General features: G+C 67.4%; 20 protein-coding genes and 3 tRNA genes. 10 read left to right on the top strand and 13 right to left on the bottom strand.

What is annotated here, in order from left to right; translation table 11 throughout:
* Positions 1-182: 182 nt before the first annotated feature.
* A tRNA-Leu gene (locus ACFM35_RS11930) sits at positions 183-266 on the bottom strand.
* A 189-nt stretch (positions 267-455) separates the two neighbouring features.
* On the opposite strand from ACFM35_RS11930, the gene ACFM35_RS11925 reads away from it, so the two are divergent.
* The 7 genes from ACFM35_RS11925 to pknB all read left to right on the top strand — a co-directional run bounded on the left by ACFM35_RS11925 (position 456) and on the right by pknB (position 9,317).
* Entirely contained in the window at positions 456-1,205 is a 750-nt protein-coding gene (locus ACFM35_RS11925) for an FHA domain-containing protein (RefSeq protein ID WP_378842277.1), read from the top strand.
* A complete protein-coding gene (locus ACFM35_RS11920; RefSeq protein ID WP_378842275.1) occupies positions 1,202-1,732 on the top strand; it encodes an FHA domain-containing protein FhaB/FipA in 531 nt (176 codons plus the stop codon). Before ACFM35_RS11925 ends, ACFM35_RS11920 begins: the two co-directional genes overlap by 4 nt.
* A 15-nt stretch (positions 1,733-1,747) precedes the next feature.
* Positions 1,748-2,986, top strand: coding sequence for a PP2C family protein-serine/threonine phosphatase (locus ACFM35_RS11915; RefSeq protein WP_378842273.1), 1,239 nt, complete (start codon positions 1,748-1,750; stop codon positions 2,984-2,986).
* The gene (locus tag ACFM35_RS11910; RefSeq protein ID WP_378842271.1) at positions 2,983-4,377 is read left to right on the top strand and encodes an FtsW/RodA/SpoVE family cell cycle protein; all 1,395 of its coding nucleotides are present in this window, start codon (positions 2,983-2,985) and stop codon (positions 4,375-4,377) included. Before ACFM35_RS11915 ends, ACFM35_RS11910 begins: the two co-directional genes overlap by 4 nt.
* Before the next feature lies 1 nt (position 4,378).
* Entirely contained in the window at positions 4,379-5,836 is a 1,458-nt protein-coding gene (locus ACFM35_RS11905; protein ID WP_378842269.1) for a peptidoglycan D,D-transpeptidase FtsI family protein, read from the top strand.
* On the top strand, positions 5,833-7,533 hold the full coding sequence (locus ACFM35_RS11900) for a protein kinase domain-containing protein (RefSeq protein ID WP_378842267.1): 1,701 nt from the start codon (positions 5,833-5,835) through the stop codon (positions 7,531-7,533). The genes ACFM35_RS11905 and ACFM35_RS11900 overlap by 4 nt, the downstream gene beginning before the upstream one ends.
* Before the next feature lie 83 nt (positions 7,534-7,616).
* Positions 7,617-9,317 carry a Stk1 family PASTA domain-containing Ser/Thr kinase gene (gene pknB / locus ACFM35_RS11895; protein WP_378842265.1) on the top strand — a complete coding sequence of 567 codons (1,701 nt, stop codon included), beginning with the start codon at positions 7,617-7,619 and terminating at the stop codon, positions 9,315-9,317.
* Between the two features lie 21 nt (positions 9,318-9,338).
* On the opposite strand, the gene ACFM35_RS11890 is transcribed toward pknB, so the two are convergent.
* Genes ACFM35_RS11890 through ACFM35_RS11880 form a run of 3 tightly spaced genes read right to left on the bottom strand, consistent with a single transcriptional unit; the run spans position 9,339 to position 11,010 of the window.
* On the bottom strand, positions 9,339-10,037 hold the full coding sequence (locus ACFM35_RS11890; protein ID WP_378842263.1) for an anthranilate synthase component II: 699 nt from the start codon (positions 10,035-10,037) through the stop codon (positions 9,339-9,341).
* Complete coding sequence (locus ACFM35_RS11885) at positions 10,034-10,189, bottom strand: hypothetical protein (RefSeq protein WP_378842261.1); 156 nt, start codon at positions 10,187-10,189, stop codon at positions 10,034-10,036. Before ACFM35_RS11885 ends, ACFM35_RS11890 begins: the two co-directional genes overlap by 4 nt.
* Positions 10,189-11,010, bottom strand: a complete 822-nt coding sequence (locus tag ACFM35_RS11880) for a class E sortase (protein ID WP_378842259.1) — start codon at positions 11,008-11,010, stop codon at positions 10,189-10,191. Before ACFM35_RS11880 ends, ACFM35_RS11885 begins: the two co-directional genes overlap by 1 nt.
* Before the next feature lie 71 nt (positions 11,011-11,081).
* Here ACFM35_RS11880 and ACFM35_RS11875 point away from each other — a divergent pair, with 71 nt between their 5' ends.
* Positions 11,082-11,315, top strand: coding sequence for a cell division protein CrgA (locus ACFM35_RS11875; RefSeq protein ID WP_378842257.1), 234 nt, complete (start codon positions 11,082-11,084; stop codon positions 11,313-11,315).
* Positions 11,316-11,387: 72 nt separating this feature from the next.
* On the opposite strand, the gene ACFM35_RS11870 is transcribed toward ACFM35_RS11875, so the two are convergent.
* A complete protein-coding gene (locus ACFM35_RS11870) occupies positions 11,388-12,302 on the bottom strand; it encodes a rhomboid family intramembrane serine protease (protein WP_378842255.1) in 915 nt (304 codons plus the stop codon).
* Positions 12,303-12,332: 30 nt separating this feature from the next.
* Entirely contained in the window at positions 12,333-12,890 is a 558-nt protein-coding gene (locus ACFM35_RS11865) for a peptidylprolyl isomerase (protein ID WP_378842253.1), read from the bottom strand.
* A 96-nt stretch (positions 12,891-12,986) separates the two neighbouring features.
* On the opposite strand from ACFM35_RS11865, the gene ACFM35_RS11860 reads away from it, so the two are divergent.
* Complete coding sequence (locus ACFM35_RS11860) at positions 12,987-13,544, top strand: DNA helicase (RefSeq protein WP_378842251.1); 558 nt, start codon at positions 12,987-12,989, stop codon at positions 13,542-13,544.
* Positions 13,545-13,621: 77 nt separating this feature from the next.
* Positions 13,622-14,041 (top strand): aminoacyl-tRNA deacylase, encoded by a 420-nt coding sequence (locus tag ACFM35_RS11855; protein ID WP_378843014.1) that lies wholly within the window; start codon positions 13,622-13,624, stop codon positions 14,039-14,041.
* Between the two features lie 22 nt (positions 14,042-14,063).
* Here ACFM35_RS11855 and ACFM35_RS11850 read toward each other — a convergent pair whose 3' ends face one another.
* From ACFM35_RS11850 to gyrB, 7 genes are all read right to left on the bottom strand, one after another.
* Complete coding sequence (locus tag ACFM35_RS11850; RefSeq protein ID WP_378842249.1) at positions 14,064-14,489, bottom strand: NUDIX hydrolase; 426 nt, start codon at positions 14,487-14,489, stop codon at positions 14,064-14,066.
* A gap of 4 nt (positions 14,490-14,493) precedes the next feature.
* A complete protein-coding gene (locus ACFM35_RS11845) occupies positions 14,494-15,594 on the bottom strand; it encodes a DUF998 domain-containing protein (protein ID WP_378842247.1) in 1,101 nt (366 codons plus the stop codon).
* A 39-nt stretch (positions 15,595-15,633) separates the two neighbouring features.
* Positions 15,634-15,706: transfer RNA gene (locus ACFM35_RS11840), tRNA-Ala, on the bottom strand.
* An 11-nt stretch (positions 15,707-15,717) separates the two neighbouring features.
* A tRNA-Ile gene (locus ACFM35_RS11835) sits at positions 15,718-15,791 on the bottom strand.
* A gap of 83 nt (positions 15,792-15,874) precedes the next feature.
* On the bottom strand, positions 15,875-16,279 hold the full coding sequence (locus ACFM35_RS11830; protein ID WP_378842245.1) for a DUF3566 domain-containing protein: 405 nt from the start codon (positions 16,277-16,279) through the stop codon (positions 15,875-15,877).
* The gene (gene gyrA / locus ACFM35_RS11825; RefSeq protein WP_378842243.1) at positions 16,276-18,834 is read right to left on the bottom strand and encodes a DNA gyrase subunit A; all 2,559 of its coding nucleotides are present in this window, start codon (positions 18,832-18,834) and stop codon (positions 16,276-16,278) included. The genes ACFM35_RS11830 and gyrA overlap by 4 nt, the downstream gene beginning before the upstream one ends.
* 47 nt (positions 18,835-18,881) lie before the next feature.
* Positions 18,882-20,921 carry a DNA topoisomerase (ATP-hydrolyzing) subunit B gene (gene gyrB / locus ACFM35_RS11820; RefSeq protein WP_378842241.1) on the bottom strand — a complete coding sequence of 680 codons (2,040 nt, stop codon included), beginning with the start codon at positions 20,919-20,921 and terminating at the stop codon, positions 18,882-18,884.
* Between the last annotated feature and the right edge of the window lie 88 nt (positions 20,922-21,009).

Genomic DNA, 21,009 nt, shown 5'->3' with positions numbered 1-21,009 from the left:
TGGGGGGTCTTTCTCATGTCGTGCGCGAGGGGGACTTGTCCCTACCGCCTCTCCACACGCCGCTTCGCGGCGCGCGGAGCCTCTGGCGGCAGGGGCCCACCCCCAGAGGGTGTTCACATCGCGACCCCCGTCAGGAAATGAGAAAGACCCCCCGAAGAACATGGGGGGTCTTTCTCATTTCGTGCGCGAGGGGGGACTTGAACCCCCACGCCCTTGCGGGCACTGGCACCTGAAGCCAGCGCGTCTACCTATTCCGCCACTCGCGCGAATCGCGCATGCGAGATCGCATGAACTCAACCTGCCGAGGATATCACGGTGCCCGGTCCGCATCCGAACCGGTGCGGGCATCGCCTCGCCCCTCCGCCGGATGTCCGGCTGAAATCGCGCCGTCTACGCGGTACCCAGGCGAGCCAACTAACATGTACGCGACTTGTTCGCCCGGCTAGAGGAGCCCCGTGGGACTACTGGACAGCTTCGAGAAGGGACTCGAGCGCGCCGTCAACAGCGCCTTCGCGAAGACCTTCCGCAGCGGCATTCAGCCGGTCGAGATCGCCTCGGCGCTCCGCAGCGAGCTCGACACGAAGGCGGCGGTGGTCAGCCGCGACCGCATCCTCGCGCCGAACACGTTCACGGTCCTCCTGGCCCCCGCGGACGATGACCGCATGCGCACCCTCGGCAGCGCACTGGGTGACGAGCTCGACGCCCTCGTGCAGAAGCACGCCAAAGCCCAGGGGTACAGCTTCGCCGGCCCCGTGACGATCTCACTCGTCCGCGACGACCAGCTCTCGACCGGCACCCTGCGGGTGCAGTCGGCCACGGCCCAGGGCCGCGTCGCCTGGCGCGGAGTGGTCGACATCGACGGCACTCGGCACCCGCTCACCCGGGCGCGTACCGTCATCGGCCGCGGCAGCGATGCCGACATCACGATTCCCGACGCGGGCACGAGTCGCAAGCACGTCGAGATCCTGTGGGACGGCGAGCGCGCCATGGTCCGCGACCTGCAGTCCACGAACGGGACGAAGCTCGACGGGCGCCCCGTCACGGAAGCGCCGCTGCCGCCCGACGCCACCGTCACGATCGGACGCACGAACATCGTCTTCCACGTGGTGGCGCAGACCACCCCCGCGCGTCCGCCCATGCCCGCCGCCGACGCCACCCGCGCGTTCACGATCGGCGACGACGTCTCCCGCGGACCGCGATCGTGAGTGAACTGACCCTCCTGCTGCTGCGCATCGGCTTCCTGCTGCTGATGTGGTTCTTCGTGTTCGCCCTCGTCTACTCGCTGCGGGCTGACCTGTTCGGTGTGAAGGTACGGCGGATGCCGGAACCGGCGCCCGCCGTGGCGACCCCGGCCAAGGCGGGGTCGCCGTCGGACGCCACCGTCCCGGTGATGAAGGCGTCGCCGTCGAAACCCTCCGCCGGCGGACTGGCGACGACTGCCGCCGTGTCCCGGATCGTCATCACGAGCGGGCCCAAGACCGGGTTGGAACTTCCGCTCGGCTCCGAACCGCTCACGATCGGCCGGTCCAGCGAATCCGGGCTCGTCATCCGCGACGACTACACCTCCAGCCACCACGCGCGCCTCGTGCTGTGGGGCCAGCAGTGGATGATCCAAGACCTCGATTCGACGAACGGCACGTGGCACGACGGCGTCCGGGTCGCGGCCCCCGTGCCGATCAAGGTGGGCGCTCCGATCAAGGTCGGCGCCACCACCTTCGAGCTGCGGAAGTAGCGGCGAGCCGCATCCATGGTCTTCCAGGGCTCGAGCGTCGCCATCTCGCACACCGGCAAGGTGCGCTCCAACAATCAGGACTCCGGCTATGCCGGGTCGAACCTCTTCGCCGTCGCCGACGGCATGGGCGGACACGCGGGTGGGGATGTCGCCTCCAGCATCGCGATCGGTCGGCTGGAGGTGCTCGATCACCCGATGGCGTCCACCGCGGAGGCCGAGCGTGAACTGCGCGACGCGATCTCGGACACCGCCGCCGAGCTGATCGACACGGTCGCGGCCCGCCCCGAGCTCACCGGCATGGGCACCACGGTGAGTGCGCTGATCATGGTGGACGACTACGCCGTGATCGCCCACATCGGCGACTCGCGCGTCTATCTGTACCGCGACGACGCGCTCACCCAGATCACGACCGACCACACGTTCGTGCAGCGCCTGGTCGATTCGGGGCGCATCACGCCCGAAGAAGCCCGCTACCACCCCCGCCGTTCCGTCCTCATGCGGGTGCTCGGCGACATGGACCCCGACCCCGAGGTCGACACGTTCATCATGCCGACGCAGCCCGGCGACCGCTGGCTGCTGTGCTCCGACGGGCTGTGCGGCGTGGTCGACGACGCGCACACCGCCAAGGCGATGGCGCAGGGCAATGCTCCCGGGCGCACCGCCGACAGCCTGCTGAAGCAGGCACTGGACGCCGGCGCCCCCGACAACATCACGATCGTGATCGTCGACGTCGGCGGGCAGCATCCGCTCTTCTCGGGAACCCCCACGGTCGTCGGATCCGCCTCGACACCGACCGGCGTCGTGGTGCCGGCCGCACGATCGGGCCGAAGCGGCTGGCTGCACCCCAACCGTCAGGCCGCGAACGAGCCGACCCACTTCGAGCCCGCCGCCGGGTTCCTCGAGGAGCTCATCGAGGAGGATCGTCGCAGAGCGCGTCGACGACGCCTCGGGTGGATCATCGGCTTCGTGGTGGTGATCGCCCTGATCGCCGCCGCACTCTTCGGCGGCTACCAGTTCACTCAGACCCGGTACTACGTCGGCGTCGATCAGGATTCGGTCGTGATCTACCGGGGCATCCAGCAGAACATCGGACCGATCACCCTGTCGGAGCCCTACCAGGACACCGGACTGCAACTCGTCGACCTGCCCGACTTCGCGCTCGCCACTGTGCAGGAGACGATCTCGGCGGCATCGCTCGACGACGCCGAGCAGATCGTCGAGCGGCTGCGCAACACCGCGGAGGCCAGCGGATGACCTCGTCCCCCGACACACAGCAGGTCTCGACGGACACGTCGGTGCTCCGGGCACTGCGCCGCATCCGCGTGCCGCAGACGCAGCGCAACCGCGAGCTCGTCCTGCTGCTGTTCGCCTTCCTGATCAACGGCTCGGCTGTCGCCCTGGTCCAGCTCGGCGCGACCGGCGTGATCGACGCGAAGTTCCTCATCTACTGCGTCGGGCTCACCGCGCTCGTGATCGCGCTGCACATCGTGCTGCGACTGCGCGCGAGTGCCGCCGATCCGTTCGTCCTGCCCATCGCCACGGTGCTCACCGGCGTCGGACTGGCGATGATCTACCGCATCGACATCGCCTTGAAGCTGCACGGATGGGGCGCCTACTCCACGAGGCAGTTGGCGTGGGCGGGGATCGCCACGATCGGCGCCCTGCTGGTGGTCGTGCTGCTGAAGAACTACCGCGTGCTGTTCCGCTACACCTACGTCGCGGGATTCATCGGTGTCGGCCTCCTGCTGCTGCCGTTCGTCCCCGGCCTCGGCACCGACGCCAACGCCGACGTCTGGGTCTCGCTGGGCTTCTTCTCCTTTCAGCCGGGAGAGCTGGCCAAGATCTCCCTCGCGGTCTTCTTCGCCGGCTACCTCGTCCGCACCCGTGAGGCGCTCACTTCGGTCGGCACGAGGTTCCTCGGCATGACCTGGCCGCGCGCCCGTGAGCTCGGTCCGCTCCTGGTGGTCTGGCTCGTCTCGCTCGGCACCATCGTGCTGCAGCGAGACCTCGGGACGGGCCTGCTGATCTTCGGGATGTTCGTCGCGATGCTGTACGTCGCCACGGGCAAGACCAGCTGGGTGCTCATCGGTGTCGTCCTGGCGGCCGTCGGAGCCTTCTTCGCCTCTCGTGTGCTTCCGTACGTGCAGGGCCGGTTCGCCAACTGGCTCGACGCGTTCAATCCCGAGATCATCGACCGCACCGGTGGCAGCTACCAGCTCGTGCAGGGCATCTTCGGTCTCGCGCACGGGGGCCTCATCGGCACCGGACTCGGGCAGGGCCGTCCCTACCTCACGCCGCTGTCGCAGAGCGACTACATCTTCTCGAGTCTCGGCGAAGAGATCGGGCTGATCGGGGTCTTCGCCATCCTGTGCCTGTACATGGTGTTCACCAGCCGCGGCATCCGCATCGGCCTCACCGGTCAGGACGACTTCGGCAAGCTCCTGGCAACGGGCCTGTCGTTCACGATCGCGCTGCAGGTGTTCATCATGGTCGGCGGAGTGACGCGTCTGATCCCGCTGACCGGACTCACGACCCCCTTCCTCGCCGCCGGCGGCTCATCACTCGTGGCGAACTGGCTGATCGTCGCGCTGCTCCTGCGCATCTCCGACGCGGTGCGCAGTCGCCCGCGGGTGGTGATCGGCTGAGATGACGAAAGAACTCAAGCGTCTGAGCATCCTGATGCTCCTGATGTTCATTGCCCTCTTCGCCTCGACCAGCTGGATCCAGGTCGCACAGTCCGAGAGTCTCGCGGAGAACTCCCGCAACACGCGTGCCCTGTACGACTCGTACCAGGTGCAGCGCGGGTCGATCATCGCGAGCGGCGCGGCGATCGCCTCGTCGGTCGCGTCCGACGACGTCTTCTCGTGGCAGCGCGTGTATCAGGATGCCGCGATGTGGGCGCCCGTCACCGGTTACATCAATCCCGCCCTGGGTTCGGCGACCGGCCTGGAGCAGTCGATGAACCAGGAACTCAGCGGTACCGCAGGCTCTCAGTTCCTCACCCGGATGGAGCGCGTCATCACCGGTCAGAACCCGCAGGGCTCCAACGTCGTGCTGAGCCTCGACTCCGTCGTGCAGAAGGCGGCTTACGACGCACTCGGCGATCTGCAGGGCGCGGTCGTCGCGATCGAGCCCTCCACCGGGCGCATCCTGGCGATGGTCACGAGCCCGAGCTACGACACCAACACACTCGCCGTCCACGACGCTTCGGTCGTCAACGACGCCTACGACATGCTCAACACCAACCCGACGCATCCCCTCTACAACCGCGCCATCTCGGGCGACCTCAACCCGCCCGGGTCGACCTTCAAACTCGTCGTGGCGTCCGCAGCGCTCGCATCCGGCAACTACACGCCGGCCTCGACGTTCCCGAACGTCGCCTCGTACACCCTTCCCGGCACCAGCACCAGCATCAGCAATGCCGGGGGCGGCGCGTGCGGTCCCGGTGACACGGTCACCCTCGCCGATGCGCTCCGCCTGAGCTGCAACATCCCGATGGCCGAACTGGCGGTCGCCCTGGGCGACGACGCCATCCGCGAGGAGGCGGAGAAGTACGGCTTCAACTCGTCCTTCACGATGCCGCTCACCTCCACCCCGTCGACGTACCCGCGGGCGCTCAGCGACGACAAGACCGCCCTGACCGGCTTCGGCCAGGGCGACGTGCGCGCCACGCCGCTGCAGATGGCGATGGTGTCCGCGGCGATCGCCGACGGCGGCACGGTGATGAACCCGCGCATGGTCGACCAGGTCATCGCGCCCGACCTCTCGGTGCAGCAGACCTTCGACGACACCGAGTTCGGGCAGGCGCTGGACCCCGAGCTCGCGCAGCAGATGGCCACGATGATGGTCGCCAATGTCAATGACGGAGCGGCCTCGGGTGCAAGAATAGACGGAGTCGACGTGGGCGGGAAGACAGGCACCGCAGAGAACGGCAACACCAAGCCGTACTCGCTGTGGTTCACCGGTTTCGCACCGGCCGACAACCCACGAGTCGCCGTCGCCGTGGTCGTCGAAGACGGCGGCGGGCAGGGACAATCGGGCAGCGGAAACACCATCGCCGCGCCTATCGCGAAGAAAGTCATGGAGGCGGTGCTGGGGAAATGAGACCGACACAGGGAGTGACTTTCGGCGGACGCTATGAGCTGGACTCGCGCATCGCCATCGGCGGCATGGGCGAGGTCTGGGAGGCGACCGACCACGTGATCGGACGCACCGTCGCCATCAAGATCCTCAAAGACGAGTACATGGGCGATCCCGGGTTCCTCGAGCGCTTCCGCGCCGAAGCCCGCCACGCCGCACTCGTCAACCACGAGGGCATCGCGAGCGTCTTCGACTACGGCGAGGAGGCCGGCAGCGCCTTCCTCGTGATGGAGCTCGTCCCCGGCGAGGCGCTGTCGACAATTCTCGAGCGCGAAGGCTCGCTGTCGACTGACAAGACGCTCGACATCGTGGCGCAGACGGCCGCCGCGCTGCAGGCTGCGCATGCCGCCGGTCTCGTGCACCGCGACATCAAGCCCGGCAACCTCCTGATCACGCCCGACGGCCGTGTGAAGATCACCGACTTCGGCATCGCGCGCATCGCCGACCAGGTGCCGCTCACCGCCACCGGCCAGGTGATGGGCACCGTGCAGTACCTCTCCCCGGAGCAGGCGTCGGGTCATTCGGCGTCGCCCTCCACCGACATCTACTCGCTCGGCATCGTCGCCTATGAGTGCCTCGCCGGCAAGCGTCCCTTCACGGGCGAGTCGCAGGTCGCCATCGCGATGGCGCAGATCAACGAGCAGCCCCCGCCGCTGCCGCCGACGGTCGCCACCCCGGTGCAGAACCTCATCATGGCGATGATCGCCAAGAAGCCCGAAGACCGACCGGCCTCGACGGCCATCATCGCCCGCGCAGCCACCGCGCTCCGCCGAGGCGATGTTGCCGCTGCGGCCGCAGCCATCCCGGCGATCGCGACCGGCGTCGTGCCCGATGACGCGACCCAGCTGCTGACTTCGGGCGAAGACACCACCCGCCTCCTGCCGATGCCCGTGCCCGTCGACGACGAGCCCGTCAAGAAGAAGCGCAGCCCGTGGACGTGGCCGCTCATCGCGCTCATCGTGCTGCTCCTCCTCGTGATCGGCGGTACCGTGTGGGCGGTCCTGTCCAACCAGACGCCCGCGCCTGCGCCATCGCAGTCGACGACCTCGACGGCACCGTCGCCCGTCCCGAGCAGTCCTTCGCCGTCACCGACCTCCGACCGCGTCGACGTCAGCTCGTTGGGGCTGGTGGGCGTCTCCTGCGATGAGGCCCGGGGAATCCTCGAGGGAGCGAACCTCGTCGCCAACTGCGTCCCGGGCAACGCGGCGCCCGCGCCCGACCAGGTGGGCTTCGTCTACGCCGTCAACCCCACGGGACGCGTCGAAGAGGGCACGACCATCGCCCTCACGACGTACGCTGATCAGACCCCACTCGAGACGCCGACGGCGCCCACGATCACGCCGAACCCCGTCACCGCGGGTGGCACGGCGACCGTCGGCTGGAGCGGGTACCAGTGCGCCTCCGGCACCGGCACCGCGAGCAAGTACGACCTCACCGTCACCAACGGCACGTTCAGCGACGGTTCCCAGAAGCGGGCCTTCACGCTCGCGGAGCAGCCCGTCGCCGTGACCGTGCCCGCCACGGCGACAGGGTCCGTCGTCGTGACCTACACCGTCACCTGCTCGGGCGGAAGCGGCGGAGATCGCACGACGGGCGCCTCGGCCGACGGCACGGCGTCCATCTCTCCGGCCAGCACGCCGACGCCGGGCACCACGCCGTAGTCCACGTCCGCCTTGCTCCCGCTGATGCGGGGCGCGGGGCGGACGTCGGTTAGGCTGGCTGTGTTCCACGCCAGGGAGTTAACGTGACAGTCGAGCCGCGGGTGCTTTCGGGCCGATATCGAGTCGACGAGCTCATCGGGCGCGGCGGAATGGCGACGGTCTACCGCGGATACGACGTCACTCTGGGCCGCCAGGTCGCCATCAAGATCCTCGGCCGCGATCTCGCGAACGACAACTCCTTCCGCACCCGGTTCCGCCTGGAAGCCCAGGCGGCGTCACGCATGGCGCATCCCGCGATCGTGCGCGTGTACGACGCGGGCGAAGACACCGAGGTCGGCACGGACGGCGTCGCGCATCCGGTGCCGTACATCATCATGGAGCTCGTCCACGGTGATCTCCTCAAGGACATCATCTCCGCCGGTCCGGTGAGCGTCGACGATGCGCTCCGTTACAGCGACGGCATCCTCGAGGCTCTCGAGTACTCCCACCGCGCCGGCGTCGTGCACCGCGACATCAAGCCCGGCAACGTCATGGTCACCGACGCGGGCCAGGTGAAGGTCATGGATTTCGGCATCGCACGCGCGGTCTCGGACTCGTCCTCGACGGTCGCCGAGACCACCGCGATCCTCGGCACCGCGGCCTACTTCTCGCCCGAGCAGGCGAAGGGCGAGCCCGTGGATGCGCGGGCCGATCTGTATTCCGCAGGAGTCGTGCTCTACGAGCTGCTCGTGGGGCGCCCCCCGTTCCGGGGCGAGTCCCCGGTCGCGGTCGCCTATCAGCACGTGAGCGAAGCCCCGATCACGCCGTCGGAGGTGAACGACACCGTTCCCCGTGCGCTCGACGCCGTCGTCCTGCGCGCGCTCGCAAAGGATCCCTTCCAGCGCTATCAGGACGCCGCGGGCTTCCGTGATGCCCTCGACGCGACGATCGACGGCAAAGCGCCCACGAAGCGCCAGGTGGGTGCGCTCACGAGCGAGCTGTACGGACCGAACCCGCGCCAGGCGGCCGAGACCGCCCGGTCCCTGCGTCAGCTGAGCACCGACACCACGATGAAGCGCACGCAGACCGGACCCCCGGTCGCGTGGATCTGGGCCGGTGTCGCGGTGCTCGCCGTGCTCCTCATCTCCGTGCTCTTCTGGGTTGTCACGATCCGACCCGCGAGCGAAGTCCCCTCGAGCGCACGCATCGTGCCCGATGTCGCCGGCATGACGTACGAGCGGGCGAACGAGGCTCTGGCCGAACAGGATCTGCTGTCGACGCGCGTCGACGAGGCCAACGCCGATGTCGCCGCCGGCAACGTGATCCGCACCGACCCGGGGGCGGACGCTTCGGTCACCCCGCAGCAGCAGATCCGTGTCTTCGTGTCGACCGGGCAGGAGCTGGCGACCGTACCGACTCTGGTGGGCATCGGACAAGAGGCCGTACAGGGTGCCCTCGAGAGCGCTGGTCTCGCGCTCGGAGTCGTGACGCAGCGGAACGATCCCGGGCTCGCCGCCGGCGTGGTCATCTCGGCCGATCAGACCGCCGGTGAGCAGATTCCGGTCGGCACGACCGTGAACCTCGTCGTCGCGACCGGACGCGTGCTGATCAACGACGTCACCGGGTACACGGTGGAGGCCGCGACGCGCGAGCTCGAGGGTCCGACCTCGCAGCTGACGGTCGAGACGCAGCCCGACCCCAACTGCGTCGCGACCGAACCGCCGGTCGTGACCGCCCAGTCGATCGCCCCCGGCGAGGCCGAGGTGCATGCGACGGTCGTGCTCACCTACTGCGGGGCGCCGTAGCCGCCCCCGGCGACGCCCCGGTCAGCGATGCGGTCGCAGCGCTGCGCCCCGGGTCGCGGCAGCCGTGACGCCCACACTCTCGAGCCAATTGCCGAGCAGTCGATACCCACCCTCGGTGAGCACCGCCTCCGGATGGAACTGCACGCCGTGCAACGGAAGCGTGCGGTGCGAGACGCCCATGATCACGCCGCTCTGCGTCCGGGAGGTGACGCGCAGCTCGGACGGCAACGACTCGGGCACCACCGCCAGTGAGTGGTACCGGGTTGCGACGAACGGGCTCGGCAGGCCGTCGTAGAGGGCGCTGCCATCGTGCGTCACCCGCGAGGTCATGCCGTGCATGAGCTCGGGCGCATGATCCACGACGGCCCCGAACGCCTCCGCCAGCGCTTGATGTCCCAAGCACACACCCAGGAGGGGGATGCCGCGGGCCGCGGCCGCCCGCACCACGGGGATCGACGCCCCCGCGTCGACCGGCGCTCCCGGACCCGGCGAGACGAGCACGCCCGCGTACGGAGCGATGGCGAGACCGGCGACGCGTTCGAGCCCGGCGGTGGGGTCGGGACGGACGATCGCATCGGCTTCGACGAGGTCGGACTCCGCGCCGAGCTCGTGCAGATAGCCGACGAGGGTGTGGACGAAGCTGTCGTGGTTGTCGACGACCAGGATCCTGCCCGCCTCGGACGCGCGGGGCGCCGCCGCGGGATCGTCGACGAGGGTCACTGAACCGTGACGTCCTGCGGGTTCACGAAGCTGCTCACCCAGGGGAAGACGTAGAAGAAGAGTCCGTAGATCACGGCGGCGGCGAGGATGAGGAGGAAGATCACCCTGAGCCACCACGGACCGGGGAGGACGCGCCAGAGACCGGCGTACATCAGGTGGTCACTCCTTCGGTCAACGAAGCCGGGGCTCCGGCCGCGCGTGGGGTGAACGCGTCGAACACGCTGTAGCCGACGATGCGCTCGGTCATCGCGAACATCGGACTGCAGCTCGTCATCGTCAGGTACCGCCCCCCGTCATTGGGCACGTCCGGGGCCTGGGGCACGGGCAGCAGCACGTCCACGGCGGACGGTTCGACGTACTCGAGGGTCCGGAACCGGTACGTGTACCAGCCGTCGGGGGTCTCGATGACGATGGCGTCGCCCACGTGCAGGTCTGCGATGCGGTTGAAGGGCTTGCCCCAGGTGGTGCGGTGGGCCGCCACGGCGAAGTTGCCGACATCGCCGGGCATGCTCGTGTCGGGGTAATGCCCGATGCCGATCGGATCGAGGGTGTTCTCGCGGGTCACGCCGCCCGCCATGTTGACGCTGTAGTCGGCGCCGAAGCGGGGGATGTGCATGATCCCGAAGATCTCGGCGTCCGCCGGCTGGGGCAGCGCGATCGGGTCGGCTGTCACCGGGGCGGGTGCGGCGGCGACACCGGGGGTGGGACTCGCTGTCGCTGCGGCGGGGGGTGCCTCGTACTCCTCCGCCCACTGCTCCGAGAGCTCGTGACCGGCCGCGTTACGCTCCGCTCCGTAGATCACATCGCCGATCCAGAGCTGCCACACGACATACAGCAGCGTGATCAGTCCCGCCGTGATGAGGATCTCGCCGACGACGCCGAAGAACGATGTCCGAGCACGCGGACGTCGGCCTCGCGCGCGCAGGTCACCACCCGTCGCGATCCCGCTCCCACCCGTCACAACGGTGATCATATCGACCTCACCCTGAGGTCAACCTGGCAGCCGCCCGAGTGGGACGGAGCCTCCCCGGGTAGGATGCTGGCATGGCAGGTAAGAGAGACGACGCACTCGTCGAACGCAGTGAGGGAGAGGCCGCACCCAACCCGGTGTGGTTCAAGCCCATCATGATCGGGCTCATGCTCGTCGGACTCGTCTGGGTGCTGGTCTTCTACCTGAGCAGCCAGGCTTTCCCGATCCCGGGTATCGGCGCCTGGAACCTCGTCATCGGCTTCGGCATCGCGTTCGTCGGCTTCCTCATGACGACGCGCTGGAGATAGCGAACCACACGAATTACACGGGTGTGATTCATCCCCAGGTGTGGATGAACCTGTGGATAACTCCTCGGCTGATCAGACGTAGATCACGGCGGGGATGACGAGCAGTCCCAACAGCGCCACGGTCACGACGGCGAGGAGCGCGACCTGCAGGCCGCGCCGCCGCACCGACCGGGTACGGGCGAAGACGAGTCCGAGCGCAGCACCGACGACCAGCCCGCCCAGGTGCGCCTGCCATGAGATCTGCACCGCGGCCATCGAACCCGCCATCAATCCCTGGATGAAGGGGAAGGCGAAGTTGATGCCGATCAGGATGGCGATGCCCGTGACATTCGCGCCGATGTGCCGGCCGATCACCAGCAGAGCTCCGAACAGCCCGAAGATGGCACCGGACGCCCCGACCACCCACTGGCCCGGATCCAGCAGCGCCACGGCGACGGATCCGCCCAACCCGCTGATCAGGTAGAGCGACAGGAACCGCCACCGGCCGAGGAGCGGCTCCAGACTGCGGCCGATCATGAACAGCGCGAGCATGTTCAGCCCGACGTGCAGGAAACTCCCGTGCACGAGGAGCACTGTCAGCAGCCGCCAGGGCTGGAAGCCGTACGGCAGCGACGGCACCAGGTAGGCGCTGTTGAACGCGAGCCAGTCCTGGACGGGTGACCCGGGGATGATCTGGGTCACGTACACCAGCGCGGTGAGGGCGATGATGGCGTACGTCACCAGCGGTCGCGAGTCCGAGACGGCGAGCGCGGACGCGCCCGAGCGCCGCCACCGCCGCTGCGCCTTCACCTGTGCGGGCGTGCGCGACTTCTGCTGCTCGACGAGGCACTCGGGGCAGATGACACCGACCGCCGCCTGCGTCTGGCACTCCGGGCAGATCGTCCGTAGGCATCGCTGACACAGCACGAAGCTCTGCCGGTCGGGATGCCGGTAGCAGAAGTTCTCCCGATTGCGCCGGAATTCCTCCGACGCCGCATCCGTGGTCACGGGCGTTCCGTCACAGGCGGTCGGCGACCGCTAGACCGAGACGATGTCGACGGACTGCAGGACGACGGGCTCGATCGGCCGGTCTCCGGCGCCCGTCGGCACGGCGGCGATCGCGTCGACGACCTCGCGGGACGCGGCGTCCGCCACCTCGCCGAAGATCGTGTGCTTGCCCTGCAGCCACGTCGTGGGGTCGGTGGTGATGAAGAACTGCGAGCCGTTGGTGCCCTCGGGCTTACCCGTGATCGCGTTGCGACGCAGACCCGCGTTGGCCATCGCCAGCATGTAGGGCTGAGTGAAGTTCAGTTCGCCGTTGATCTCGTCGTTGAAGTTGTAGCCGGGCCCACCCGTGCCCTGGCCCAGGGGGTCGCCGCCCTGGATCATGAAATTGGGGATGATGCGGTGGAAGACGACGTCGCGGTAGAGCGGGCCTTCACCGGGCTTGCCGGTGGCGGGGTCGGTCCACTCGCCGGTTCCGTCCGACAGGCCGATGAAGTTCTGAACGGTGCGGGGGGCGTGGTCGCCGAAGAGGTTGACGAGGATGTCGCCGTGGTTGGTGTGCAGGGTGGCTACGGCCGTGTGCTGAGGCATACGTACATTCTTTCAGAGTTCTGTGCAAGGCCTCCCGCTTGCGCCCATGTCTGGCAGGATAAGGAGACCAGATCACCCAGTGATGAGGAGGGCCCCGTGGGCCTCAGCCGCAAGCGCAAGAAAGAAATCCGCAAGCTCCAGTCGAAGGCGAACGATCTCTGGGAGTCCCAGCAGGTGCTCGTCGAGGAAGCCTCGCGCATCGCCCGTGACGCCGGTCGACAGATCGGGAACTACGGCAAGGAGCAGGTCGTCCCGACCGTCCAGAAGGGCTACGGCAGAAGCGTCGACTTCTCTCGCCACGTGCTCTCCGACAAGGTCGTCCCCACCGCGGGCGCTGTCGTCGGGTCGGCGCTGTCGGTGTGGGATGCCGCCAACGACACCCGGTCGCGTCTGGCCGCCGGCAAGGGCTTCAGCATGCCGGACGCCTCCAGCTATGCCAAGAAGGCCGACAAGTACGGCAAAGAAGCGTCGAAGAAGTTCGCGAAGCAGCTCTCGCTCGAGCCTCAGCGCCAGGGCATCGGCGCCGGCGGCGTCATCGCCATCCTCCTCGGTGTCGCTGCGGCCGTCGGTGTCGCGTACGCCGCATGGCAGACGCTGCGTGCCGACGACGAGCTCTGGGTGGCAGACGACCCGCTGCGTGCACCTGACGCGTGAGTTCGCCGGCTTCGCCGGACCCCACACCTGACGGCCTCGCGCGCGTCCGCTCCGCAGCGGACGCGCGCGGTCTGTCGGTGGAGATCCGCGAGCGGCCGGCGGCGGGGAGTCTCGCCGAAGCGGCCGCGCTGCTCGGGCTTCCGGCATCCGGCATCATCAAGACCCTCGTCGTCAAACGCAGCGACGACACATTCCTCTTCGCGTTGATCCCCGGCGACAAGTCCATCTCCTGGCCGAAGCTGCGCGCCGTCGTCGGTGTGAACAAACTGCAGCTCCCCGCACCGGAGGCCGCTCTCGCGGCGACCGGCTACGAACGCGGCACGATCGTGCCGCTGGGAAGCACCACGGAGTGGCCGATCTACGCCGACGCGTCGATCGTCGGCCGCCGCATCGCTTTGGGCGCCGGAGCCCACGGCTACAGCCTCTTCATCGAGGCCGACGACCTCATCTCGGCGTACGGCGCCACCGTCGCCGACATCTCGCAGCCGCAGAGCTGACGCCGCCGATCGCGTGCGCGGGTCAGATCAGCCCCGCCATGTGGCGGGCGATGTCGACCAGCTTGACCCGCTGCAGCGATGAGATCGCCTGCGGCGTGAACCACTCGGCGCGGTCGGTCGAGCCATCGGTCTCGTTGCGCAATCGCCCGCCGGTGATGCGCGCGCGGTAGACGATACGCAGCGTGTGCAGGGGACCTGCGGAATCGGTGTTCAGGCGACGACCGGCGGGGATGACACGGGAATGGATGCCGAGGAGGTCGCCGATCGCCGCGCGATAGCCGGTCTCCTCCCGGACCTCCCGGCGCGCCGCGTGCTCGGGATCTTCTCCATCCTCCAGCCCACCACCGGGGATGGTCCACGCGGCGCGGCGCCCCTCGTTCCAGTGTGCGAGGAGCATCCGACCGGCATCGTCGATGATGACCGCGTAGGCGGCGACGCGCATGTCCATCCCGTCACTGTACCGAGCGCGGCGACGGCGACTTCGTCTCGCCGACACCGGAGGCCGTGACACCCAGGAAACGGATGAAGACGGCGATCCATCCGAAGATCAGGGCGAACACGATGATCTCGAACGCCGTCAGGCCGAAGTATCCGACGATGAACAGCACCAGCGAGACGATGACCGATGCCAGGAACCCCCACGAGGCGAGGAAGTAAGCGCGGGGCATCCCGCGCAGCACCCTGGGTCCGGCTGCGAGAAGACCGATGTAGACGACGGCCAACCCCATCGCGGAGAGGTTGTGCAGCAGCAGGTGGTCGTCGACGGGGAAGACGCCGACGCCGGCGAGCATCACCCCCATGATGACGAACATCGTCGAGACGACGGGCACCGCGCGGGGATGGAGGAACGCGTCGCCGAGAGCGCGCATGTCGTTCGCGAGATACACGGCGAATGTCGTGACGAGCAGGCCACCGGCGATCAAGGTGCCGTTGAAGACGACGCTGGAGATGTCGTCGAAGGTGCCGAGGTGGCTGAAGTGGACCAGCCACCATCTCGGATCGGGCGTGGTCACCATCGCCGTCAGGCTGCCGAGCACGATGAACACCATGAGGAGGGACGACATGCGCTGCGTGGTCATGCGCGCCACCGACAGGAACACCAGGTAGGCGACGAGACCCAGAACCACCGCCGACAGGACCGTCGACCAGAAGGGCTGCACAGGCAGTCCGATGAACGCGCGTCCGAGCACCACGAACAGCACCAGCGTCGCGAGGACGGCGAGCACGGTGTGCACGATGACGACGGAGACGGCATTCACCCCGAATTTGACCGGTGACAGCGCGAGACGCCACTCCTGTCCGGGCGCAGTGCGCGAGCGCCAGTAGCCGGTGGCGGAGACGACGGTGGCGGCGGCTCCGGCGAACAGGGCGATGAGGGTGCCGAAGGAACTGTTGCCCGACAGGGGGAGTGAGGCATCGGTCAGCCCGATGATCAGACCGACGACGGCACCCAGCACTCCGGCGCTGTAGGCCGCGTAGACCGCCTGACCCTCGACGCGGGCAGACACCGGCCGCCCGAGGGGTGACGGAACCGGTTCGGTGAGGTGCGCCATGGCGACAGTGTAGAAGAGGCCGAACCGAGGGCCGAGATGTGGAGCCTAGGAGATTCGAACTCCTGACATCCTGCTTGCAAAGCAGGCGCTCTACCAACTGAGCTAAGGCCCCTGGGGCTTACGTGGGGCTACCAGGACTTGAACCTGGGACCTCTTCATTATCAGTGAAGCGCTCTAACCGCCTGAGCTATAGCCCCGTCTCGAAGACCGCGCGAACGCTGTCAACCTCCAAGACTTTACCTGACGCGCACCGTTTTCTCGAATCGGGGCGACGCGCCGGTCAGTTGGACGTGAAACCCACGAGCAGACCGCCGGTGACCTTGACCGCGAGGTTGTAGATCCCGGCCATCACTGCGCCCAGCACGGTCACCACGATCAGGTTGAGGATCGCCACGACCGCCGCGAAGGCCATCACCTGGGGGAGGCCGACGAACGAGGTGATCGAGACGCCCCCGTCGGAGAAGCTCTGGAAGAACTCGTCGACCTTGCCGATCAATCCCGTGGTCTGCACGACCATGTACACGAGGAAGAAGGTCACGACCGTGACGATCGCGAGAGCGACCGCCGCCAGGAACGACAGCTTGACGGCCGACCAGAAGTCGACGTACACGAGGCGGAGCCGGACCTGCTTGGAGCTGGTCTTATGGGTCGACTTCTTCGCGAGCTTGTCGGCTACCGTACTCATACGTCAGTGCTTTCTCCGGGGGTCTGGGCGGTGGCGTCGGGGGCACCCGTCTCTTCATCGACGCTGGCCTCCGCTGCTTCGGTCAGTCCCCGCTCGCCGTTTCGGGCGATCGCGATGATGCGATCATCGCCGCCCGATCGAGCGAAGACGACACCCATGGTGTCTCGTCCCTTGGCAGGCACCTCGGCCACGGCAGAGCGTACCACCTTGCCGCTGGCAAGAACCACAAGGACCTCGTCGTCCGCCGAGACGATGAGACCGCCCGCGAGATCCCCGCGATCGTCGTTCAGACGGGCGACTTTGATGCCGAGTCCGCCCCGGCTCTGCAGCCGATACTGACCCACTTCGGTGCGCTTGGCGTAGCCGCCTTCGGTCACCACGAAGACGAATCCGTCCTCCGCCGCCACCGACGCCGACAGCAGGCTGTCGCCTTCGCGGAAGGACATCCCCTTCACGCCGGCGGTGGAACGGCCCATCGGCCGGAGCGAGTCGTCGGTCGCCGTGAAGCGCAGGGACATGCCCTGGCGGCTGATGAGGAGGATGTCGTCGCCTTCCTCCACCAAGAGGGCGCTGACGAGCTCGTCACCATCGCGGAGGTTGATGGCGATCACCCCGCCCTGACGATTGGTGTCGTACTCGGTCAGGCGCGTCTTCTTCACGAGACCACCACGGGTGGCGAGCACCAGGTACGTCGCAACGCTGTAATCGCGGATGTCGAGGATCTGGGCGATCTCCTCGTCGGGCTGGAGCGCCAGCAGGTTCGCGACGTGCTGGCCCTTCGCATCGCGGCCGGCCTCGGGGACTTCATAGGCCTTCGCGCGATAGACGCGACCCTTGTTGGTGAAGAAGAGGAGCCAGTGGTGCGTCGTGGTGACGAAGAAGTGCTCAACGACGTCGTCGGCGCGCAGTTGCGCGCCCTTCACCCCTTTACCGCCGCGGTGCTGCTGACGGTAGTTGTCGCTGCGCGTGCGCTTGATGTACCCATCGCGGGTGACCGTCAGCACCATCTCCTCTTCGGGGATGAGGTCCTCGATCGACATGTCGCCGTCGAAGCCGTGGAGGATCTCCGTGCGGCGGTCATCTCCGAACCTGTCGACGATGACCGTGAGCTCGTCGCGCACGATCACACGCTGCCGCACCGGGTCGGCCAGGATCGCCTGGAAGTCGAGGATCTGCTCCTCGAGCTCGGTGGCCTCGTCGATGATCTTCTGGCGCTCGAGCGCGGCGAGACGGCGCAGCTGCATCGTGAGGATCGCATCCGCCTGGATGTCGTCGATCTCGAGCAGATCCTTCAGTCCCGCCCGGGCGTCGTCCACGGTGGGGGATCGCCGGATGAGGGCGATCACGTCGTCGAGCGCATCCAGGGCCTTCAGATAGCCGCGCAGGATGTGCATGCGCTCTTCGGCTTTGCGCAGCCGGTATCGCGTGCGACGGACGATGACCTCGATCTGGTGATCGATCCAGTGCGTGATGAAGCCGTCGAGGGGAAGCGTCCGAGGCACGCCGTCGACGATCGCCAGCATGTTGGCGCCGAAGTTCTCCTGCAGCTGGGTGTGCTTGTAGAGGTTGTTCAGAACGACCTTGGCAACGGCGTCGCGCTTGAGCACGATCACGAGCCGTTGACCGGTGCGTCCGGAGGTCTCGTCCCGGATGTCGGCGATGCCGGTGATCTTGCCCTCGCGGGCGAGGTCGGCGATCTTGACGGCGACATTGTCGGGGTTCACCTGGTAGGGCAGTTCGGTGATGACCAGGCACGTGCGGCCTTGGATCTCTTCCACCCCGACCACCGCGCGCATCGTGATGGAGCCGCGGCCGGTGAGGTAGGCGTCCTTGATGCCGCGCGTCCCGAGGATCTGAGCGGCGGTGGGGAAGTCCGGCCCGGGGATGCGCGACATGAGCGCCTCGAGCAGCTCCTCGCGCGAGGCATCCGGATTCTCCAGTGCCCACAGCGCGCCCGCCGAGACTTCGCGCAGATTGTGGGGCGGGATGTTCGTGGCCATACCCACCGCGATGCCGACCGACCCGTTCACCAGCAGGTTGGGGAATCGCGCGGGGAGAACCGTGGGCTCCTGCGTCTGACCGTCGTAGTTGTCCTGGAAGTCGACGGTCTCCTCTTCGATGTCGCGCACCATCTCGAGCGCGAGGGGGGCCATCTTCGTCTCGGTGTACCGGGGCGCCGCAGCGCCCTGGTTGCCGGGCGAACCGAAGTTTCCCTGCCCGAGCGCCAGCGGGTAGCGCAGCGACCACGGCTGGACGAGACGAACGAGCGCGTCATAGATCGCGGTGTCACCGTGCGGGTGGTACTGACCCATCACCTCGCCCACCACGCGGGCGCACTTCGAGAACGACTTGTCGGGGCGGTAGCCTCCGTCGTACATCCCGTAGAGCACGCGACGGTGCACGGGCTTGAGGCCGTCACGCACATCGGGCAGCGCGCGCCCGACGATGACGCTCATCGCGTAGTCGAGGTAACTGCGCTGCATCTCCAGCTGCAGATCGACCTGGTCGATCTTGCCGTGATCGTGAAGATTCTCGGAGCGCTCGTCGTCAGCCATGGTGTCTCAGTTTCTGCGTGTGTGCGGGCGAGGATCGGCGGTGCGGATCAGATGTCGAGGAAGCGCACGTCTTTGGCGTTGCGCTGGATGAACCCTCGGCGTGACTCGACGTCCTCGCCCATCAGGATGGAGAAGATCTCATCGACGGATGCCGCGTCGTCGATGGTGACCTGGCGGAGCGTCCGCGTCTGCGGATCCATCGTGGTGTCCCACAGCTCCTTGTCGTTCATCTCGCCGAGACCCTTGTAGCGCTGGATCGCGTTGTCTTTCGGGATGCGCTTGCCGCTTGCGATCCCCGCCTCGAGGAGCACATCGCGCTCTTTGTCGCTGTAGACGTACTCGTGCGGTGAGTTCGACCACTTCAAGCGGTACAGCGGCGGCTGGGCGAGGTAGACGAAACCGGCTTCGATGAGCCCGCGCATGTACCGGAAGAGCAGGGTCAGCAGCAGCGTGGTGATGTGCTGGCCGTCGACGTCGGCATCGGCCATGAGGACGATCTTGTGATAGCGCGCCTTGGTGATGTCGAAGTCTTCGCCGATACCCGTGCCGAAGGCCTGGATCATCGCCTGCACCTCGCGGTTGCCGAGCGCACGGTCCAGCCGCGCGCGCTCGACGTTCAGGATCTTGCCGCGCAGCGCCAGGATCGCCTGGGTGTGGGGGTCTCGTCCCTGCACCGCAGAACCGCCGGCCGAGTCTCCCTCGACGAGGAAGATCTCGCTGATCGAGGGATCCTTGCTCGTGCAGTCCTTGAGTTTGTCGGGCATCGCCGCCGACTCGAAGACGCTCTTGCGACGTGCGGTCTCCCGCGCCTTCCGCGCGGCCATGCGCGCGGTCGCCGCGTCGATCGCCTTGCGGATGATGTTCCTCGCCTGCGCGGGATTGCGATCGAACCAGTCGCCGAGCCGATCGCCCACGACCTTCTGGACGAAGGCCTTCGCCTCCGTGTTGCCGAGCTTCGTCTTCGTCTGACCCTCGAACTGCGGCTCGGAGAGCTTCACCGAGATCACCGCGGTCAGTCCCTCGCGGACGTCTTCGCCGGACAGGTTGTCGTCCTTCTCCTTGAGGAGGCCGTTGGCGCGCGCGTACTTGTTGACCAGGGTGGTCAGCGCCGCGCGGAACCCTTCCTCGTGCGTGCCGCCCTCGTGCGTGTTGATGGTGTTGGCGTACGTGAAGACGTTCTCGGTGTAACTGGTGGTCCACTGCATCGCCACTTCCAGGGCGATCTTGCGCTCGGTGTCCTCCGACTCGAAGTCGATGACCTCGTCGTTCACGTGGTCGGCCTTGCGCACCTTGTTCAGATACTCGACGTAGTCGACGAGACCGCGCTCGTACAGGAAGCTGTCGTTCGGCTGCTGCAGCACGACCTCGCCCGCCGTCACCTCTTCCTCGTACGCCGAGGAGGGACGCTCGTCCGTGAGGTCGATGCGCAGTCCCTTGTTGAGGAACGCCATCTGCTGGAAGCGCGTGCGGAGGGTGTCGTAGTCGTAGTCGACCGACTCGAAGATCGTGTCATCGGCCCAGAAGGTGATCGTGGTGCCGGTCTCGGAGCTCTGCTCACCGCGCTCGAGCGGCGCGATCGGCACACCGCCGTTGTGGAACGACTGCCGCCAAACGTGGCCCTGGCGTCGCACCTCGACGTCGAGACGCGTCGACAGCGCGTTCACCACGGAGGAGCCCACACCGTGCAGGCCACCCGAGACCGCGTAGCCGCCGCCGCCGAACTTGCCGCCGGCGTGCAGCACGGTGAGGACGACCTCGACGGTGGATTTGCCTTCGGTCTTGTGGATGTCGACGGGGATGCCGCGGCCGTTGTCGATGACCCGGACTCCGCCGTCGGGAAGGATCGTCACGAGGATGGTGTCGCAGTAGCCGGCGAGCGCCTCGTCGACCGAGTTGTCGACGATCTCCTGCACGAGGTGGTGGAGACCGCGCGGACCTGTCGAGCCGATGTACATGCCCGGCCGCTTGCGCACGGCCTCGAGACCCTCCAGTACCTGGATCTCGTCGGCCCCGTATTCGTGCGGAGTGTTCTCGGTTCGCGGTGTTTCGGGTTCGTCGGGAACACTGTCAGGGGTCAGAGACGTCATAGGTTCGAGCGCTCCACATCGATAGATCGGCCAGTGATCAGTCTACCAAGAGATCGCGCCGAAATTCGGCTATACGCCTCTGTGAGGC

The sequence above is a fragment of the Microbacterium songi genome, from assembly GCF_042747925.1.
GTDB lineage: Bacteria > Actinomycetota > Actinomycetes > Actinomycetales > Microbacteriaceae > Microbacterium.
The sequence above is the reverse complement of the archived record's forward strand: the minus strand, read 5'-3'. Positions and strand labels throughout refer to the sequence as shown.

Excerpts from the sequence above, each read along its gene's own strand:
- ACFM35_RS11915 (WP_378842273.1), top strand. The coding sequence starts at position 1,748 with ATGGTCTTCCAGGGCTCGAGCGTCGCCATCTCGCACACCGGCAAGGTG.
- ACFM35_RS11910 (WP_378842271.1), top strand. The coding sequence starts at position 2,983 with ATGACCTCGTCCCCCGACACACAGCAGGTCTCGACGGACACGTCGGTG.
- ACFM35_RS11905 (WP_378842269.1), top strand. The coding sequence starts at position 4,379 with ATGACGAAAGAACTCAAGCGTCTGAGCATCCTGATGCTCCTGATGTTC.
- ACFM35_RS11900 (WP_378842267.1), top strand. The coding sequence starts at position 5,833 with ATGAGACCGACACAGGGAGTGACTTTCGGCGGACGCTATGAGCTGGAC.
- ACFM35_RS11885 (WP_378842261.1), bottom strand. The coding sequence starts at position 10,189 with ATGTACGCCGGTCTCTGGCGCGTCCTCCCCGGTCCGTGGTGGCTCAGG.
- ACFM35_RS11880 (WP_378842259.1), bottom strand. The coding sequence starts at position 11,010 with ATGATCACCGTTGTGACGGGTGGGAGCGGGATCGCGACGGGTGGTGAC.
- ACFM35_RS11875 (WP_378842257.1), top strand. The coding sequence starts at position 11,082 with ATGGCAGGTAAGAGAGACGACGCACTCGTCGAACGCAGTGAGGGAGAG.
- ACFM35_RS11865 (WP_378842253.1), bottom strand. The coding sequence starts at position 12,890 with ATGCCTCAGCACACGGCCGTAGCCACCCTGCACACCAACCACGGCGAC.
- ACFM35_RS11850 (WP_378842249.1), bottom strand. The coding sequence starts at position 14,489 with ATGGACATGCGCGTCGCCGCCTACGCGGTCATCATCGACGATGCCGGT.
- ACFM35_RS11845 (WP_378842247.1), bottom strand. The coding sequence starts at position 15,594 with ATGGCGCACCTCACCGAACCGGTTCCGTCACCCCTCGGGCGGCCGGTG.
- ACFM35_RS11830 (WP_378842245.1), bottom strand. The coding sequence starts at position 16,279 with ATGAGTACGGTAGCCGACAAGCTCGCGAAGAAGTCGACCCATAAGACC.
- gyrA (WP_378842243.1), bottom strand. The coding sequence starts at position 18,834 with ATGGCTGACGACGAGCGCTCCGAGAATCTTCACGATCACGGCAAGATC.
- gyrB (WP_378842241.1), bottom strand. The coding sequence starts at position 20,921 with ATGACGTCTCTGACCCCTGACAGTGTTCCCGACGAACCCGAAACACCG.